This is a genomic window from Streptomyces sp. R21 (assembly GCF_041051975.1).
In the GTDB taxonomy this organism is placed as follows: domain Bacteria; phylum Actinomycetota; class Actinomycetes; order Streptomycetales; family Streptomycetaceae; genus Streptomyces.
Window position 1 is genome coordinate 9,803,463 of sequence record NZ_CP163435.1, and the last position, 15,525, is coordinate 9,818,987.

Below are 15,525 nucleotides of genomic sequence, written 5' to 3' on the forward strand. Positions count from 1 at the left end.
CCGTTCAGGGGGGCGGGGTCAGCCGCGCGCGACGAGGTCCGCGACTTCGTCCGGGGTGGGCATCGCGGAGGAGCAGGCGAGGCGGGAGGCGACGAGGGCGCCGGCGGCGTTGGCGTACCGCATGGTCTTCTCCAGCTCCCAGCCGGACAGCAGCCCGTGGCAGAGGGAGCCGCCGAACGCGTCGCCCGCGCCGAGGCCGTTGACGACCTCCACCGGCATCGGCGGCACCTCGGCGCTCGTTCCGTCGCGGTGCACGGCGAGCACTCCCTTGGGGCCCTGCTTGACGACGGCCAGTTCGACACCTGCCTCCAGCAGGGCCTCGGCGCAGGCGCGAGGTTCGCGTACGCCAGTGGCGATCTCGCACTCGTCGAGGTTGCCGACCGCGACGGTGACGTGGCGCAGCGCCTCGGCGTAGTACGGGCGGGCGGCCTCCGGGTCCTGCCAGAACATCGGGCGCCAGTCGAGGTCGAAGACGGTGGTGCCCGCCTTGGCGCGCGCCTTGAGGGCGGCCAGCGTGGCGGAGCGGCTGGGCTCTTCGCTCAGGCCGGTGCCGGTGATCCAGAAGATGCGGGCGGCGCGGATGGCGAAGAAGTCCAGCTCGTCGGTGCGGATCTCCAGGTCCGGGGCCTTGGGCCGCCGGTAGAAGTACAGCGGGAAGTCGTCCGGCGGGAAGATCTCGCAGAACGTGATCGGCGTCGGGTAGGCGTCGACCGGGGTGACGAAGCGGTCGTCGACGCCGAACTCCTTGAGTTCCTGGTGCAGATACGTGCCGAACGGATCGTCGCCGGTCCGGGTGATCACCGCGGTGGAGCGGCCGAGGCGCGCGGCGGCCACCGCGACGTTGGCGGCGGAGCCGCCGAGGAACTTTCCGAACGACTCGACCTGCGCCAGCGGGACGCCCGTCTGGAGCGGATAGAGGTCGACACCGATGCGTCCCATGGTGATCAGGTCGAAGGGTTCAGCGGACTCGGGCATGAGCGTCGCTCCTCAAGCGGGGGATGCGGGCACCCCGGGGCCCAATGGGCCTGGTGCGGTGCTAACAGGTGTAGGGCTCGGAGCGATGTCCTGTCAATGGTTTGTACTGACATTCTGACCTGCTAGTGAAATGATGTCTTAACAAACTATTGACAGGTGGAGCCGTCAGGGACTTGTATCCCATCCCAACGAACCAGCCGCGTCGTCGGCCCGACGAACCGGCCGTGTCATCGCCACCCGGCCCGGGCTCCCTGCTCAGGCCCCCATCTGGGCCCTGGGCCCGGAACCCCCCGCTCCCTTTCCCCCCGTAGCACAGTGAGGTGCAGGAAAGATGGACCGCACGCTTCAGCCCCGTTCTCGCAGAATCGCCCCCCTCGTCGCGGCGGCCGCAGCCTCCGTGCTGCTCGTCGCCGGCTGCTCCAGCAGCGGCGGCGGCAAGAAGGCCGAGGAAGCCGCGGACGGCACCTCCGCGGGCAAGGCCACCACCGCCCGCATGACGGTCGCGATGGTGACCCACGCGCCGCCCGGGGACACCTTCTGGGACACGGTCCGCAAGGGCGCCCAGGCGGCGGCCGCCAAGGACAACATCAAGCTGATCTACTCCAACGACGCGAACGCGGGAAACCAGGCCAACCTCGTCCAGAACGCGATCGACCAGAAGGTCGACGGCATCGCGATCACGCTGGCCAAGCCGGACGCGATGAAGGACGTCGTGGGCAAGGCGAGGGCGGCCGGGATACCCGTGGTCGGCCTCAACTCGGGCCTGAGCGACTGGAAGTCCCTCGGCCTGATGGAGTTCTTCGGCCAGGACGAGAGCGTGGCGGGCGAGGCGTTCGGCAAGAAGCTGAACGCGACCGGCGCCAAGAAGATCGCCTGCGTCATCCACGAGCAGGGCAACGTCGGCCTCACCCAGCGCTGCAACGGCGTGAAGAAGACGTTCAAGGGCACCACCGAGACCCTCTACGTCAACGGCACCGACATGCCGTCGGTGAAGTCGACCATCACGGCCAAGCTCAAGCAGGACAGCGGCATCGACCACGTGGTCACGCTGGGCGCCCCGATCGCACTGACCGCCGTGCAGTCCGTGAGCGACGCGGGCAGCAAGGCCAAGGTCGCCACCTTCGACCTCAACAAGGAACTGGTGAAGGCCGTCCAGGCAGGCACCATCGAGTTCGCCGTCGACCAGCAGCCCTACCTCCAGGGCTACTTGGCGGTCGACTCCCTGTGGCTCTACAAGAACAACGGCAACTACAGCGGTGGCGGTGAGCAGCCGGTGCTGACCGGCCCGGCCTTCGTCGACAAGAGCAACGCCGACACGGTCGCCAAGTTCGCCGCGAAGGGCACCCGGTGATCTCCATGTCCCAAGCAACGGCCCCGGCGGCGAGTTCCTCGTCGCCGGCCCCGCCGGCCGCCGAGAAGGACGGCAGGACCGCCCATCAGTCCCTCAGCCGCAGGCTGCTCGCCCGCCCCGAGGTCGGCGCACTGATCGCGGCCGCGGGCGTCTACGTCTTCTTCTTCGTGGCGGCGCCCACCTTCCGCGACGCGAGCGCCCTGTCCACCGTGCTCTACCAGGCCTCCGTGATGGGCATCATGGCTGTTCCGGTGGCCCTGCTGATGATCGGCGGCGAGTTCGACCTCTCGGCCGGCGTCGCGGTCACCACCTCCGCGCTCACCGCCGCCATCCTCAGCTTCCAGCTGTCGATGAACGTGTGGACCGGCGTCTTCGTCGCCCTGATCGCCTCCCTCGCGGTCGGCGCGTTCAACGGCTGGCTGCTGATCAAGACCGGACTGCCCAGCTTCCTGGTCACCCTCGGGTCGTTCCTGGTCCTCCAGGGCGCGAACCTCGCCGTCACCAAGATCTTCACCGGCAACGTCGCCAGCGACTCGATCAGCGACATGGACGGCTTCGACCAGGCCAAGAAGATCTTCGCCTCCGACTTCAGCATCGGCGGAGTCAGCTTCAAGATCACCATCGTCTACTGGCTGGTCTTCGCGGCGATCGCCACCTGGCTGCTGCTGCGCACCAAGTTCGGCAACTGGATCTTCGCGGTCGGCGGGAACAAGGACAGCGCCCGCGCGGTGGGCGTCCCCGTCAACTTCACCAAGATCGCGCTGTTCATGGGCGTCGGCGCGGGCGCCTGGTTCGTCGGCATGCACCTGCTGTTCTCGTTCAACACCGTGCAGTCCGGCGAGGGCGTCGGCAACGAGTTCCTGTACATCATCGCCGCGGTGATCGGCGGCTGCCTGCTCACCGGCGGCTACGGCTCGGCGATCGGCCCGGTCATCGGCGCCTTCATCTTCGGCATGGTCTCCCAGGGCATCGTCTACGCCAACTGGAACCCGGACTGGTTCAAGGCCTTCCTCGGCGTGATGCTCCTCGTCGCCGCCCTCGTCAATCTGTGGGTCCGCCGCCAGGCGACCCGGAGGTGATCGCATGACAACCGCCAAAGGATCCACGCCCCACGGGGCCATCCTCGAAGACACCCCGGACACGGCGGACGCCTGCCTCGTCGAGCTGCGCGGCGCCGGCAAGTCGTACGGCAACATCCGCGCCCTGCACGGCGTCTCCCTCAGCGTCCGGCCCGGCAAGGTCACCTGCGTGCTCGGGGACAACGGCGCCGGCAAGTCCACCCTCATCAAAATCATCTCCGGGCTGCACCAGCACACCGAGGGCGAATTCCTGGTGGACGGCCGGCCGGTGCGGCTCACCAGCCCCCGCGAGGCCCTCGACGCCGGCATCGCCACCGTCTACCAGGACCTCGCGACCGTCCCGCTCATGCCGGTGTGGCGCAACTTCTTCCTCGGCTCCGAGATGACCAAGGGCCCCTGGCCCATCCGCCGCCTCGACATCGCACGGATGAAGGAGACCGCCGACCGGGAACTGCGCAACATGGGCATCGTCCTCGACGACCTCAACCAGCCCATCGGCACCCTCTCCGGCGGCCAGCGCCAGTCCGTGGCCATCGCCCGCGCCGTCTACTTCGGCGCCCGCGTCCTCATCCTCGACGAGCCGACCGCCGCCCTCGGGGTCAAGCAGTCCGGCGTCGTGCTCAAGTACATTGCCGCCGCCCGCGACCGCGGCCTCGGCGTCATCTTCATCACCCACAACCCCCACCATGCGTACATGGTCGGCGACCACTTCAGCGTGCTGCGCCTGGGCACCATGGAACTCAGCGCCGCCCGCAGCGAGGTGAGCCTGGAAGAACTCACCAACCACATGGCCGGCGGCGCCGAACTGGCCGCCCTCAAGCATGAGTTGGCACAGGTCCGCGGCGTCGACGTCGACGAGCTCCCCGAAGCGAAGGACCTCCAGACACCCGCCGTGGCATCCTCCGAAGGGACCTCCTGACATGTCGAACGTGCCCTCCCTGGACCGCATCCGGGTCGGCTCCGCCCCCGACTCCTGGGGCGTCTGGTTCCCCGACGACCCTCAGCAGGTCCCCTGGCGGCGCTTCCTCGACGAGGTCGCCTCCTCCGGATACGAGTGGATCGAACTGGGCCCCTACGGCTACCTCCCGACCGACCCGGCCGTGCTCAAGGACGAGACCGGACAGCGCGGACTCCAGGTCTCCGCCGGCACGGTCTTCACCTCCCTGCACCGCGGACCCGCCGTCTGGGAGTCCACCTGGGACCACGTCAGCCAGGTCGCCGCCCTCACCCAGGCGATGGGCGCACGCCACCTGGTGGTGATCCCCTCCTTCTGGCGCGACGACAAGACCGCCGAGATCATCGAACCGCCGGAGCTCACCGGCGAGCAGTGGGCCCACCTCACCAAGGGCATGGAACGGCTCGGCCACGAGGTCAAGGAGACGTACGGCCTGGACATCGTCGTCCATCCGCACGCCGACACCCACCTCGACACCGAGGACCACGTCGAACGCTTCCTCGACTCGACCGACACCGACCTCGTCAACCTGTGCCTGGACACCGGGCACTACGCCTACTGCGGCGGCGACAGCGTCAAGCTCATCGAGACCTACGGCGAGCGCATCGGTTATCTGCACCTCAAGCAGGTCGACCCGGCGATCCTCGCGGACGTCACCGCGAACGAGGTGCCGTTCGGGCCCGCCGTCCAGCGCGGGGTGATGTGCGAACCGCCGACCGGCATCCCGGCGCTGGAACCGGTGCTGACCGCCGCGCAGAAACTCGGCGTGGACCTGTTCGCCATCGTCGAGCAGGACATGTACCCCTGCCCGCCCGACAAGCCGCTGCCGATCGCCGAACGCACCCGCGCGTTCCTGCGTACCTGCGGCGCCTGATTCACTCGGCCTGAACAGCCTGGCCCGCCCCATTCGAAAGGACCACCCAACACCATGACCAACCGCGGAACGCTCGGGGTCGCCGTCGTCGGCACCGGCCGCATGGGTGCCGACCACGTACGCCGCATCAGCGAAGTGATCAGCGGGGCGCGGGTGACCGCCGTCGTGGACATCGACGCGGAGCGGGCCAAGCAGCTCGCCGACGGCATCGACGGCTGCACCGCGTACACCGACCCGGCCGCCGCGATGGCCGCCGACGACGTCGACGCCGTAGTCATCGCCTCTCCCGGGCCCGCCCATGAGGCGGCCCTGCTCACCGCCTTCGAGCACGACCTGCCGGTCCTGTGCGAGAAGCCGCTCACCCCCGACGCGGCCTCCGCGCTGCGCGTCATGGAGGCCGAGCAGAAACTCGGCCACCGCCGCGTGCAGGTGGGGTTCATGCGCCGCTACGACGCCGAGTACCTGAAGCTCAAGGCGCTGCTGGACGGCGGCAGCATCGGCCGCCCGCTGATGCTGCACAACCGGCACCGCAACGCCGACGTGCTGCCGTACTTCACCGAGCAGATGCTCATCAACGACTCCGTCGTGCATGAGATGGACGTCGCCCGCTGGCTGCTCGACCAGGAGATCACCGCGGTCACGGTGATGAAGCCGCGCCCTTCCGGCAACGCGCCCGAGGGCCTGTCGGACCCGCAGTTCGTCGTCTTCGAGACCGACGGCGGCGTGCTGGTCGACGTGGAGATCTACGTCAACTGCCGCTTCGGCTACCAGGTGCAGGCGGAAGCCGTCTGCGAGAACGGCACCGCCCGCATCGGCGACGGCCATGCGATGGTCACCAACACGGCCACCGGCTGGGGCGGCACCATCGCCCCGGATTTCGTGGAGCGCTTCGAGGACGCCTACGACCGCGAGGTCCAGGCCTGGGTGGACGCCACCCGGCGCGGCGAGGTCACCGGCCCCAGCTCCTGGGACGGCTACGCGGCTGCGGCCGTGTGCGAGGCGGGCGTCCGCGCCCAGGCCGAAGGCCGCCGGGTGGAGGTCGAACTGATCGAGCGCCCCGCTCTCTACCGCTGATCCGACGTCGGGCTCGGCCTTGGGGGTGTGTCACACCCGCGGGTCCGGCGGTGTCTTCATGCCAAAGCCGAACAGGCACACGTATGAGGAGAACGCCATGACGCTCCGCGTCCCGAAGGCCGAGCTCGACCCCGAGCTCCGCGACATCATGATCAAGCAGCTCGGTGCCGTGCCCGAACCCGTCGAGGTGCTGGCCCACAACCCCAAGGTCGCCGCGGCCAACCAGGAGTTCTCGGCCAGGATTCCCGGCTGGGACGCGGCCGACGCGAGCCTCAAGACGTTCGCGCACATGGCCGTCGCGGCACAGGTCGGCTGCAGCTGGTGCCTCGACATCAACTACTTCCACGCGCAGAACCAGCACCTGGACCTCGCCAAGGCGAGCCAGGTGCCGCGCTGGCGGGAGTCGGAGGTGTTCACGCCGCTGGAGCGCGACGTGATGGAGTACGCCGAGGCCATGACGAACACGCCGACGACCGTCACCGACGAGCTGTACGCGAGCCTGCTCGACCGGCTCGGCCCGGCGGCGATGGTCGAACTCACCGTGTTCATCGGCTTCGCCAACTTCGCGACCCGGTGCAACACGGCCCACGGGATCACCTCGCAGGGCTACTCCGATGCCTGCGCCATTCCGCTGGCCCCACGTCCGGAGGCGTCCGGCGTAGGGTCGACGGCATGACCGACGACCCCTTCGTCGTCCATCGCAGCCTGCTGTTCACGGTCGCCTACGAGATGCTCGGGTCGGCCGCCGACGCGGAGGACGTGCTTCAGGAGTCCTGGCTGCGCTGGGCCGGCGTCGACCAGGCGCAGGTGCGCGACCCACGCTCCTACCTCGTGCGGACCGTCACCCGCCAGGCGCTCAACCGTCTGCGGTCGTTGTCGCGCAGCCGTGAGGAGTACGTCGGCGAGTGGCTGCCGGAACCACTCCTCACCACCCCCGATGTCGCCGAGGACGTCGAACTCGCGGAGAGCGTCTCGATCGCGATGCTGACCGTGCTCGAAACGCTCGGGCCGACGGAGCGGGCGGTGTTCGTGCTCCGCGAGATCTTCGAGCTGCCGTACGGCGAGATCGCCGAGGCCACGGGCAAGTCCGCGGCCGCGGTGCGGCAGATCGCGCGGCGGGCCCGCGAGCATGTCGCGGCGAGGCGGCCACGGGTACAGGTGAGCCCGTCGGAACAGCAGGCCGTGGTGGAACGGTTCCTGGCCGCGCTGCGCACCGGGCAGTTGCAGCGGCTGATGGAGGTCATGGCGCCGGACGTGGTCCTGATCGCCGACGGCGGCGGGCTCGCGTCCGCTGCCCGGGTTCCGATCCATGGGGCCGAACTGGTGGCGTCGCTGCTTGCGCGCCCGGACCGGGAGGTGTCGACCGTGTGGCTCAACGGCGCGCCTGCGGGCCGGATCGAGGCCGACGGCCGGCTGGCCGCGGTGAGCCTCGTGGTGGAGGGCGGGCGGATCACCCACATCTACGCGATGGCGAACCCCCGGAAGCTGACGAGGCTCGAAGAACCGGCCGAACTCGCCAGGTGAGTCCCGCGGTTGCTCCGGCATCGTGGGTGTTCCGGGCGGTTCCCACCGCCCGGAACACCCACGACCTCGCTGTGTCAGGCGGAGCGCGGCAGGCCCACCCACGCACCGCTCGCGGCGGACGTCGCCATGGCCTCCAGCGCCGCGGCGCTGTGGACGGCGTCCGTCAACGTGGCCCCGTACGGCGTCTGTTCGGCGATGGAACGCAGGAAGCGGTGGGCCTCGATGACCTTCAGGTCGTCGTAGCTCATGCTGTTCGCGGCGCCGGGCTGGAACGCACCGTATGCGCCGTCCCCCGGCCCGACGTACAGGGTGCTGACGGGCTGGTCCTGGTACGACGTGCCGCGGCTGACGCCGAGTTCGTTCATGCGGCGGAAGTCCCAGAAGACGGCGCCCTTCGTGCCGTGGACCTCGAAGCCGTAGTTGTTCTGCTCGCCCACCGAGACGCGGCAGGCCTCCAGGACACCGCGGGCGCCGGAGGCGAAGCGCAGCAGGCAGGAGACGTAGTCCTCGTTCTCCACCGGGCCCAGCGTGCCCCCGGTGGCCAGCGTGTGACCGGCGGTGGCCCCACTGGGGCGCGCCCGCTCCGGCACGAAGACCGCGGTGTCGGCGGTGAGCGCGTCGATGTCGCCGAGCAGGAAACGGGCCAGGTCCGCGCCGTGCGCGGCGAGGTCACCGAGCACGCCGCTGCCGCCGCGAGCACGCTCGTAGCGCCACGTCAGCGCGCCGTCGGGATGCGCGGCGTAGTCGCTGAAGAGCCGGATGCGGGCGTGCGTGACCGTGCCGAGGTCACCGGAGGCGATCAGCTCGCGGGCCGTCTCCACGGCGGGCGCGTTGCGGTAGTTGAAGCCGACCGTGCCCTGGACCCCGGACTTGGCGACCGCGTCGGCGACCGCACGGGCGTCGTCGGCGGTGAGACCGACCGGCTTCTCGATCCAGATGTGCTTGCCCGCCTCGGCCATCGCCACGCCGATCTCGCGGTGCAGGAAGTTAGGGGCCGTGATGCTCACCGCGTGCACCCGGGGGTCCGCGGCGACCTCGCGCCAGTCACGGGCGGTGCCGGAGAACCCGAACTGCGCGGCGGCCTCCTCGGCGCGCCCGGGCACCTCCTCGGCGACGGTCACCAGCTCCGGTCGCACGGTCAGCTGCGGGAAATGGTGCAGCACACGGGCGTACGCCTGACTGTGCACACGGCCCATCCAGCCGAAGCCGACGACCGCGACGCCGAGAGGCCGACGTGCGGCTCCACTGGCTTCGTTCTCCATGTTCCACCTCTTTGGACCGGTCCAAACGCGCTCGCTCCACCCTCGGTGAGGGAGTGGAGCGCTGTCAACACCTTTGACAGCGCCAAAACCCCTCTGCGAGAGTGCAGGGAACGAGGGGGAGCGATATGGAGCGGTCCAAACCATGGCTGAGCTGCACGGGGCGCATACGTGATTGATGTGAGCGGGCGCACCCCTGCCGACGGCCGTCCGACCATCCGTACGGTCGCCGAGCGGGCCGGCGTGTCCAAGTCGCTGGTCTCGCTCGTGCTGCGCGGCTCCGACCAGGTGCGGACCGAGAAGCGCGAGGCCGTGCTGCGGGCCATGGACGAACTCGGCTACCGGCCCAACGCCGCCGCGCGCAGCCTCAGCGAGCAGCGCACCCGCACCGTCGGCGTGCTCCTGCACGACCTGCGCAACCCTTGGTTCGTCGACCTGCTCGACGGTCTCAACTCGCTGCTGCACGACAACGGGCTGCACATGCTGATGGCGGACGCCCGCCTCAACCGTCGTATCGGCCAGGACGTCACCCGCCCCTTTCTCGACCTCCAGGTCGACGGCCTCGTCGCTATCGGCACCCTGCCCGACCCGGCCGCCCTCGGCGCGGCAGCCCAGCGGATGCCGGTGGTGATCGCGGGCACCCGTGAACCGGAGCTGCCCGGCGTGGACGTGGTCGCGGGCGACGACGAGCACGGAGCGCGGCTGGCCGTCGAACACCTCATCGGCCTCGGCCACCGCACCATCGCGCACATCGCCGGCTACGGAGCCGTGGGCGACCTGCGGCGGCGCACCTTCGAGGCCACCCTGCGCGCACACGGACTCGCCGACGGCATGCGCGTGGAGCCCTGTGACATGACCGAGGAGGGCGGCTACCGGGCCACCGTCCGCCTGCTCAGCGGCCCCCGCCGCCCCACCGCGGTCTTCGCCGTCAACGACATCGCCTCCGTCGGCGCACTCTCCGCCGCCGAAGAACTCGGCCTGCGGGTACCGCGCGACCTGTCCGTGATCGGCTACGACAACACGAGCATCTCCCGGCTGCGGCATGTGTGGCTGACCACCGTCGACAACGCCGGCCACGATGTCGGCCGCCGCGCCGCCCGCTGCCTCCTGGACCGCTTCACCGACCCCGGGCACCCGGCCGGGGTGCACCTGTCGACGCCGACGCTGGAGGTACGGGGCACCACGGCGTCGCCCGCCGAAGCGTGAGGTCCTGCGCGGATCGGGCGCTTCAGCCGTGCGGGCTGAGCCAGTCGTCGTCGGACCACACCGCTGTCGGCGGGATCCGGCCCGCGTACCCCGGATCCCCGCCGAGCCGCGCGCGGACGCTCGCGTGTACATGCGCGTCGGGCGGCACCCGGCGGCGCCGGTAGGTGAGCAGCGCCCAGACCCAGCCCATCCGGTGCACCGTGCCGAGGGCGTGCTCGGGCCCGAGCGTCACCTGGCGCGCGTACGCCCCGCTCTTCAGCCGCAGCCCCGCCGCGAGGGCGCCGTCGAGGATCCACTTGAGGGTGACGGTGGGCAACCGCGGGTCGTCCTCGAAGGTGCCGCCGACGTCGGAGTGCACACCGGCGAACCACACCTGCTCGACCGAGTCCGGGACGGCGTGCCCGGTGTCGCCCGCAGTGACGAGGTACTCCCGATAGGGGCGGCGCTTCTCGTCGATGGACACGGCATGGCGGACCCGGCGGACGTTCGGGATCTGACGGGTGTACAGCCACCGCAGATTCCACCGCAGGACACCGGCGGCCTTCACCGAGTCCCAGATCCCCAGGTAATCGACGGGAATGCCGACGCGTCCGCCGACCCGGTCGCTGAACGCGCCCGCGAAATGGTGCAGTTGGTCCCAGTCTGCCCGCGTCCAGTCCTTGTTCTTGGCGTAGACGGACACCGCGTAGGGGACGAGGTTCTCCATGCCCGGCCGCATCAGCCCGACCGTCTTGAGCATCCCGGCGAGCGCACGGGCCGTATAGGCGCCGCGGCTGAAGCCGAAGACGTAGATCCGGTCGCCGGGTTCGTAATGCCCCATCAGGTAGGTGTAGGCCTCGGCGAGGTTGGTCTTGAGGCCGGAGCCGAAGGCGAGCCCGAAGAGCTTCGACAGCCGCCGGGCGACAGGGGTCCATGTGCCCGCGGCGGAGAAGGTCCCCACCCCGGGGTCGTAGTAGGCGATCTGCTGGGAGGGATCGGCGAGGTCCAGCATCTCGTAGAGCCGGACGACGTTGGTGTTCCCTTTCGCCTTCAATTGATTGCCCGTGCCGTCGAGGCAGATGACGAGGTTCTTGGCCATGTCGGGCCTCGTGTTCGAAGGGGGTGTTCGTGAAGCCGCTCACTGAAGACACTGAAGACATATCAGGACGTATCAGACTTCCATAAATATAATAAGAGAAATGCTGCCTGCGGGCATGCTCCGGCAGTGTGGAGTCCCCGGAGGAGCCATGGCCGGTTCCACGATCCATCTCGATGAGCAGGCCGGTCCTGCGTGCACACACGCACTGATCGTCGGCGTCGGCAAATACCCCCACCTCGCCGGCGGCGAGACACCGGTCGCGGACCCCGACGGCATGCGCCAGCTCAGCTCGCCGCCCCTGTCCGCGCGGGCCTTCGCCACCTGGCTGCTGACCGAGTATCACGACCCCCAACGGCCGCTCGGCAGCCTGGAGTTGCTGCTGAGCGAGGAACAGCCCGCCCCCTTCGTGAACCCCCGCACCCAGAGCGCCCACGACGTCGAGATCGCCACCATCGACAACATCCTCGCCGCGGTCACCCAGTGGTACGACCGCGGCGACAGCGACGTCGACAACCGCCTCGTCTTCTACTTCTGCGGTCACGGCGTCTCGCAGGGCGAGGACATGGCGCTGCTGGCCGCCGACATCTTCGAGGACCTGCACAACCCGCTCAACGGCGCCCTGGACTTCGCGGGCCTGATGAACGGGCTCAAGCGTTGCAAGGCCACCCAGCAGGTGTTCTTCGTCGATGCCTGCCGGTCCAACTCCGATGTGCTCATCGAGCGTTCGGGCACCCGGTTCGCCGGGCGGTCCCCGCTGGGCGCCGGGGCGCGCCCGCTGGACCTGCCCCGCCGCTTCAACATTCCGTACTACGCCACCCTGGCCGGAGACCAGTCGCACGCACGGCCCGGACAGGTGAGCCTGTTCACCGAGGCCCTGCTCAAGAGCCTGGCCGGAGCGGCGAGCGACGACCCCGAGGGCGACTGGCGCGTCAACACCTCGCACCTGCTGGAGGCCATCGACCACTTCATGCACGAGCCGCGGTTCGCCGGAGCGGTCGCGGGCGTCCAGGTCCCCTCGGTCGGCGAGCTCCCGATCTTCGTCCTGCACCGGCTGCCGGGACCGCCGGTCGTCCCGGTGTACGTCGGCTGCGAACCGGCACACGACAACGCCGACGCCGAGTTCGTCTGCCGCGAGGACGGCCTGGAGCGGCTGCGGCGTCAGGTGGGCGACGTCGACGACACGGACCCCGAGAGTGAGTGGGCCATCGAACTCCGCTTCGGCAACTACGACTTCGAGGCACGGCTCGGCGACCAGGACGTACGGACCAAGACCGTCACCGTACGGCCGGTCTTCCGCCGCATACAGCTGGTGCAGCCATGACCACCGGCCTGAGCGTCATCGTCGCCCTGAGCCTCGACGAGCCCGACCTCTCCGACGGCGCGAAGATCGTCGGGAGCATCTACCCGGCCGACGACAGCGGAATCGCACACCGCAACGTCCTCTTCCCGTGCGGGACTTCAGCGCCCCCGGCACGCTACGAGGTCGCGCCCGGCCGCTACACCGTCTCCGCCACCCTGCCCTCCGGCGTCGTACTCTCCCGGGACGCCGAGGCACACGAGGGCAGGGACACACCCGTGACGCTCCGCGCGGCACCCTCGCCCTACGAGTCGCACTCCTGGCAGTACCTCATGGGCAACATCGAACCCTATGAGGCCTACCACGACGGCTCCACGATTCCGGTGCCCCGTTCCCAGGGATCACGATCCGGGGTGTGGGAATCGGACTCGATCGTCGAACCAGGTCATGCGGCCTGGATCGGCGACCCCGAACCGGCCGGGTGGCACTTCGCCCAGATGCTCACCCTGGCCGACGGACTCGCCGAGCGACAGGCCGTGTTCGAGCTGGCCCACACCGCCCCGCACTCCGTCGCCCACCTCGCCCTCGGCGACGACGCGGCACGGCTGTACCGGTTCGGCGCGCGGGGCCCGCTCGACGAGGAGGGCAACAGCACGCTCTCCGGACCGACGGGCCCACGCCAGTTCCTGGTCGTCGCGCTGGCCGGCAGTGAGTACGTCGTCACCCTGCCCGCGCCCTGGGGCGGCGCCCAGATCGAGGTGATGGTCAACGAACGCCAGAGCCCGACCGGCAGCGCCGTCTCGGTCAGCGTCCGCGACAGCCACGTCGGGCCCGCGCTCGGATACATGACCCGAGGCGCCTTCGACGCGGCGGCGACCCTCGTACGGGACGCGGAGACCCTGCTCTACGCCAAGATGACGAACCCGCTCGCGGCGGTCGCCGGCGCGTACATCCTGGTCGGCAGCGAACTGACGGAACAGCCGCATCGCTGGGACCCCTGGCTCGATTACCTGCGACACGAGTTCGACTGGATGAGCGACGGATCCCTGCTCTGGGCCATGCGCCACCTGCGCCGGGCACACAGCGAGACGGAACGGAACGCGGCGCGCGACGCGCTCGTCGAGGCCTTCGACCGCGGAGTCCCCGTCTTCACCCTCGGTCTGAGCCGGCTCATCCACGGGCTCTCCGAGTTCCCCGACGACCCGGAATGCGCCCACCGGCTCGACCAGGCGCGCCGCCTGTCCTACCGCGTCGACATGCGCGAGCCGTTCGTGATCGTCGCTCTGCGAGGGAGGCAGCAGTGATCCGGCTGACCATGAACCCCGGCGAGGACGGCGACTGCCTGCTCCTGGAGTACGGGGACGACACCTTCATCCGCCGGATCCTCGTGGACGGCGGCCGCGCGGGCACCTACCCGCGCATCAAGCCCGCCCTGGCGCGACTCGACGGCCTGATCGACCTGCTGGTCGTCACCCATGTCGACCAGGACCACATCCTCGGTGTCCTCGCGCTGATGGAGGACAACGACAGGACGGTGGAATTCGGCGACGTATGGTTCAACGGCTTCGACCACCTCCTGGAGACCGAGGGCTTCGGTGCCCAGGACGGTGAGAAGCTCACCAGCGCCCTCATCGCGCAGAAGATCGCCTGGAACGACGCCTTCGGCGGGATGAGCGTCGAGGTCGGACGGCAGCTCGCGTGGTTCGACGACGGATCCACCATGGAGGTCCTCTCACCCGACCGCGCACAACTCGAGCGGCTGGTCCCCGACTGGGTCAAGGAATGCGCCAAGAACGGCCTGATCCCGGGCCGCGATCCGCAGGAGATCCCAGCGGCCCCGGACTTCGAGCACTTCGGCGGCGTGAACATCGAACAGCTGGCCGCGACCCCCTTCGATCCGGACAACTCGAAGACCAACCTCACCAGTATCGGCCTGCTCTTCGAGTTCGAGGACAAACGCCTCGTCCTCACCGGCGACGCGGACGACCGCCGACTTGTCGCGTCGATACGGCCGCGCGCCGAGGCGGCAGGCGGCCGCCTGCACATCGACGTCCTCAAGGTGGCCCACCACGGCAGCGATCACAACCTGTCCAAGGAACTGCTCGACCTGATCGACTGCGACCGCTACCTGATATCGACCAGCGGCGCCCGGCACGCCCATCCCAACGAGATCGCCATGGCCCGCATCCTCCAGCACGGCGGACCGCACAAGGAGATCGTCTTCAACTACCGCGACCGCGCGGCTCTCTGGGACGTCGACTCCCTCAAGGACCGCTTCGGTTACACGGTGACCGCGCCGGCGCAGGACGCGGAGGACGGGTTCGTCACCTTGGAGCTGTGAGCCCAGCGAAGGGGTTTCCCCCGAATGGCGGTTCCAGGTGGACAGGCAGACGATGGAGTGGAGAGGTCCGGTCGGCGTTGATCGTCGGCGCCAGGGGAGGAGCGACCCCTCCGACCGTGCTGGGCAAGGCCACAATGAAGGGAGCCGTCATGCTCGAGATCAAGGCGGCCGACAAGCCGGACGAGCGGCGAGATTTTCCTCGGGGCCACCTCGAAGCCGTCCACCTGACGGGACTCGACTTCGCCGTGGGAACCTTCGAGCCCGGTTGGCGCTGGTCCGAGTCGGTAGGACCGATCGCCGGAACCAAGAGCTGCGAAATCCACCACAACGGCTATGTCGTGCAAGGCCGGATGCGCATCCGGATGGACGACGGCGCCGAGGGTGAGGTAGGCCCCGGCGACATCTTCGTGTGCCCGCCCGGGCATGACGCGTGGGTCGTCAGCGACGAGCAGTGCGTGGTGTACGACTTCGCGGGCGGCATGGCACAGGACTACGCGAAGGCCAAGTAGAAA

General features: G+C 69.5%; 15 protein-coding genes. 12 read left to right on the forward strand and 3 right to left on the reverse strand.

The genetic code is table 11. From position 1 onward, the window contains the following. Positions 1–18 precede the first annotated feature (18 nt). On the reverse strand, positions 19–975 hold the full coding sequence (iolC, locus tag AB5J56_RS43890; RefSeq protein WP_369241929.1) for a 5-dehydro-2-deoxygluconokinase: 957 nt from the start codon (positions 973–975) through the stop codon (positions 19–21). Between the two features lie 331 nt (positions 976–1,306). Between iolC and AB5J56_RS43895 the strand changes: the two genes are divergently transcribed. The 7 genes from AB5J56_RS43895 to sigJ all read left to right on the forward strand — a co-directional run bounded on the left by AB5J56_RS43895 (position 1,307) and on the right by sigJ (position 7,832). Continuing rightward, positions 1,307–2,326 (forward strand): sugar ABC transporter substrate-binding protein, encoded by a 1,020-nt coding sequence (locus tag AB5J56_RS43895; RefSeq protein ID WP_369241931.1) that lies wholly within the window; start codon positions 1,307–1,309, stop codon positions 2,324–2,326. 5 nt (positions 2,327–2,331) lie between these two features. Continuing rightward, the gene (locus AB5J56_RS43900) at positions 2,332–3,405 is read left to right on the forward strand and encodes an ABC transporter permease (protein WP_369241933.1); all 1,074 of its coding nucleotides are present in this window, start codon (positions 2,332–2,334) and stop codon (positions 3,403–3,405) included. Positions 3,406–3,409: 4 nt separating this feature from the next. After that, a complete protein-coding gene (locus AB5J56_RS43905; protein ID WP_369241935.1) occupies positions 3,410–4,324 on the forward strand; it encodes an ATP-binding cassette domain-containing protein in 915 nt (304 codons plus the stop codon). Position 4,325: 1 nt separating this feature from the next. Further along, on the forward strand, positions 4,326–5,234 hold the full coding sequence (locus AB5J56_RS43910; RefSeq protein WP_369241937.1) for a sugar phosphate isomerase/epimerase family protein: 909 nt from the start codon (positions 4,326–4,328) through the stop codon (positions 5,232–5,234). Positions 5,235–5,288: 54 nt separating this feature from the next. Beyond that, positions 5,289–6,308, forward strand: coding sequence for a Gfo/Idh/MocA family protein (locus tag AB5J56_RS43915; RefSeq protein WP_369241939.1), 1,020 nt, complete (start codon positions 5,289–5,291; stop codon positions 6,306–6,308). 97 nt (positions 6,309–6,405) lie between these two features. Then, positions 6,406–6,984 carry a carboxymuconolactone decarboxylase family protein gene (locus AB5J56_RS43920; RefSeq protein ID WP_369241941.1) on the forward strand — a complete coding sequence of 193 codons (579 nt, stop codon included), beginning with the start codon at positions 6,406–6,408 and terminating at the stop codon, positions 6,982–6,984. After that, entirely contained in the window at positions 6,981–7,832 is an 852-nt protein-coding gene (sigJ, locus tag AB5J56_RS43925; protein WP_369241943.1) for an RNA polymerase sigma factor SigJ, read from the forward strand. Before AB5J56_RS43920 ends, sigJ begins: the two co-directional genes overlap by 4 nt. A gap of 74 nt (positions 7,833–7,906) precedes the next feature. Here the strand turns inward: sigJ and AB5J56_RS43930 are convergent, their stop codons facing one another. Further along, positions 7,907–9,094, reverse strand: coding sequence for a Gfo/Idh/MocA family protein (locus AB5J56_RS43930; RefSeq protein ID WP_369241945.1), 1,188 nt, complete (start codon positions 9,092–9,094; stop codon positions 7,907–7,909). 168 nt (positions 9,095–9,262) lie between these two features. Between AB5J56_RS43930 and AB5J56_RS43935 the strand changes: the two genes are divergently transcribed. Beyond that, positions 9,263–10,297 (forward strand): LacI family DNA-binding transcriptional regulator, encoded by a 1,035-nt coding sequence (locus AB5J56_RS43935; RefSeq protein WP_369241947.1) that lies wholly within the window; start codon positions 9,263–9,265, stop codon positions 10,295–10,297. A 22-nt stretch (positions 10,298–10,319) separates the two neighbouring features. Here AB5J56_RS43935 and AB5J56_RS43940 read toward each other — a convergent pair whose 3' ends face one another. Beyond that, entirely contained in the window at positions 10,320–11,375 is a 1,056-nt protein-coding gene (locus AB5J56_RS43940) for a DUF2235 domain-containing protein (RefSeq protein ID WP_369241949.1), read from the reverse strand. Positions 11,376–11,523: 148 nt separating this feature from the next. On the opposite strand from AB5J56_RS43940, the gene AB5J56_RS43945 reads away from it, so the two are divergent. From AB5J56_RS43945 to AB5J56_RS43960, 4 genes are all read left to right on the forward strand, one after another. After that, the gene (locus tag AB5J56_RS43945; protein WP_369241951.1) at positions 11,524–12,696 is read left to right on the forward strand and encodes a caspase family protein; all 1,173 of its coding nucleotides are present in this window, start codon (positions 11,524–11,526) and stop codon (positions 12,694–12,696) included. Then, a complete protein-coding gene (locus AB5J56_RS43950; protein WP_369241953.1) occupies positions 12,693–13,976 on the forward strand; it encodes a hypothetical protein in 1,284 nt (427 codons plus the stop codon). Before AB5J56_RS43945 ends, AB5J56_RS43950 begins: the two co-directional genes overlap by 4 nt. Next, positions 13,973–15,013, forward strand: coding sequence for a ComEC/Rec2 family competence protein (locus tag AB5J56_RS43955; protein WP_369241955.1), 1,041 nt, complete (start codon positions 13,973–13,975; stop codon positions 15,011–15,013). The genes AB5J56_RS43950 and AB5J56_RS43955 overlap by 4 nt, the downstream gene beginning before the upstream one ends. Positions 15,014–15,162: 149 nt before the next feature. Continuing rightward, complete coding sequence (locus AB5J56_RS43960; protein ID WP_369241957.1) at positions 15,163–15,522, forward strand: cupin domain-containing protein; 360 nt, start codon at positions 15,163–15,165, stop codon at positions 15,520–15,522. Positions 15,523–15,525: the final 3 nt, after the last annotated feature.

Excerpts from the sequence above, each read along its gene's own strand:
- iolC (WP_369241929.1), bottom strand. The coding sequence starts at position 975 with ATGCCCGAGTCCGCTGAACCCTTCGACCTGATCACCATGGGACGCATC.
- AB5J56_RS43895 (WP_369241931.1), top strand. The coding sequence starts at position 1,307 with ATGGACCGCACGCTTCAGCCCCGTTCTCGCAGAATCGCCCCCCTCGTC.
- AB5J56_RS43900 (WP_369241933.1), top strand. The coding sequence starts at position 2,332 with ATGTCCCAAGCAACGGCCCCGGCGGCGAGTTCCTCGTCGCCGGCCCCG.
- AB5J56_RS43905 (WP_369241935.1), top strand. The coding sequence starts at position 3,410 with ATGACAACCGCCAAAGGATCCACGCCCCACGGGGCCATCCTCGAAGAC.
- AB5J56_RS43910 (WP_369241937.1), top strand. The coding sequence starts at position 4,326 with ATGTCGAACGTGCCCTCCCTGGACCGCATCCGGGTCGGCTCCGCCCCC.
- AB5J56_RS43915 (WP_369241939.1), top strand. The coding sequence starts at position 5,289 with ATGACCAACCGCGGAACGCTCGGGGTCGCCGTCGTCGGCACCGGCCGC.
- AB5J56_RS43920 (WP_369241941.1), top strand. The coding sequence starts at position 6,406 with ATGACGCTCCGCGTCCCGAAGGCCGAGCTCGACCCCGAGCTCCGCGAC.
- sigJ (WP_369241943.1), top strand. The coding sequence starts at position 6,981 with ATGACCGACGACCCCTTCGTCGTCCATCGCAGCCTGCTGTTCACGGTC.
- AB5J56_RS43930 (WP_369241945.1), bottom strand. The coding sequence starts at position 9,094 with ATGGAGAACGAAGCCAGTGGAGCCGCACGTCGGCCTCTCGGCGTCGCG.
- AB5J56_RS43940 (WP_369241949.1), bottom strand. The coding sequence starts at position 11,375 with ATGGCCAAGAACCTCGTCATCTGCCTCGACGGCACGGGCAATCAATTG.
- AB5J56_RS43945 (WP_369241951.1), top strand. The coding sequence starts at position 11,524 with ATGGCCGGTTCCACGATCCATCTCGATGAGCAGGCCGGTCCTGCGTGC.
- AB5J56_RS43950 (WP_369241953.1), top strand. The coding sequence starts at position 12,693 with ATGACCACCGGCCTGAGCGTCATCGTCGCCCTGAGCCTCGACGAGCCC.
- AB5J56_RS43960 (WP_369241957.1), top strand. The coding sequence starts at position 15,163 with ATGCTCGAGATCAAGGCGGCCGACAAGCCGGACGAGCGGCGAGATTTT.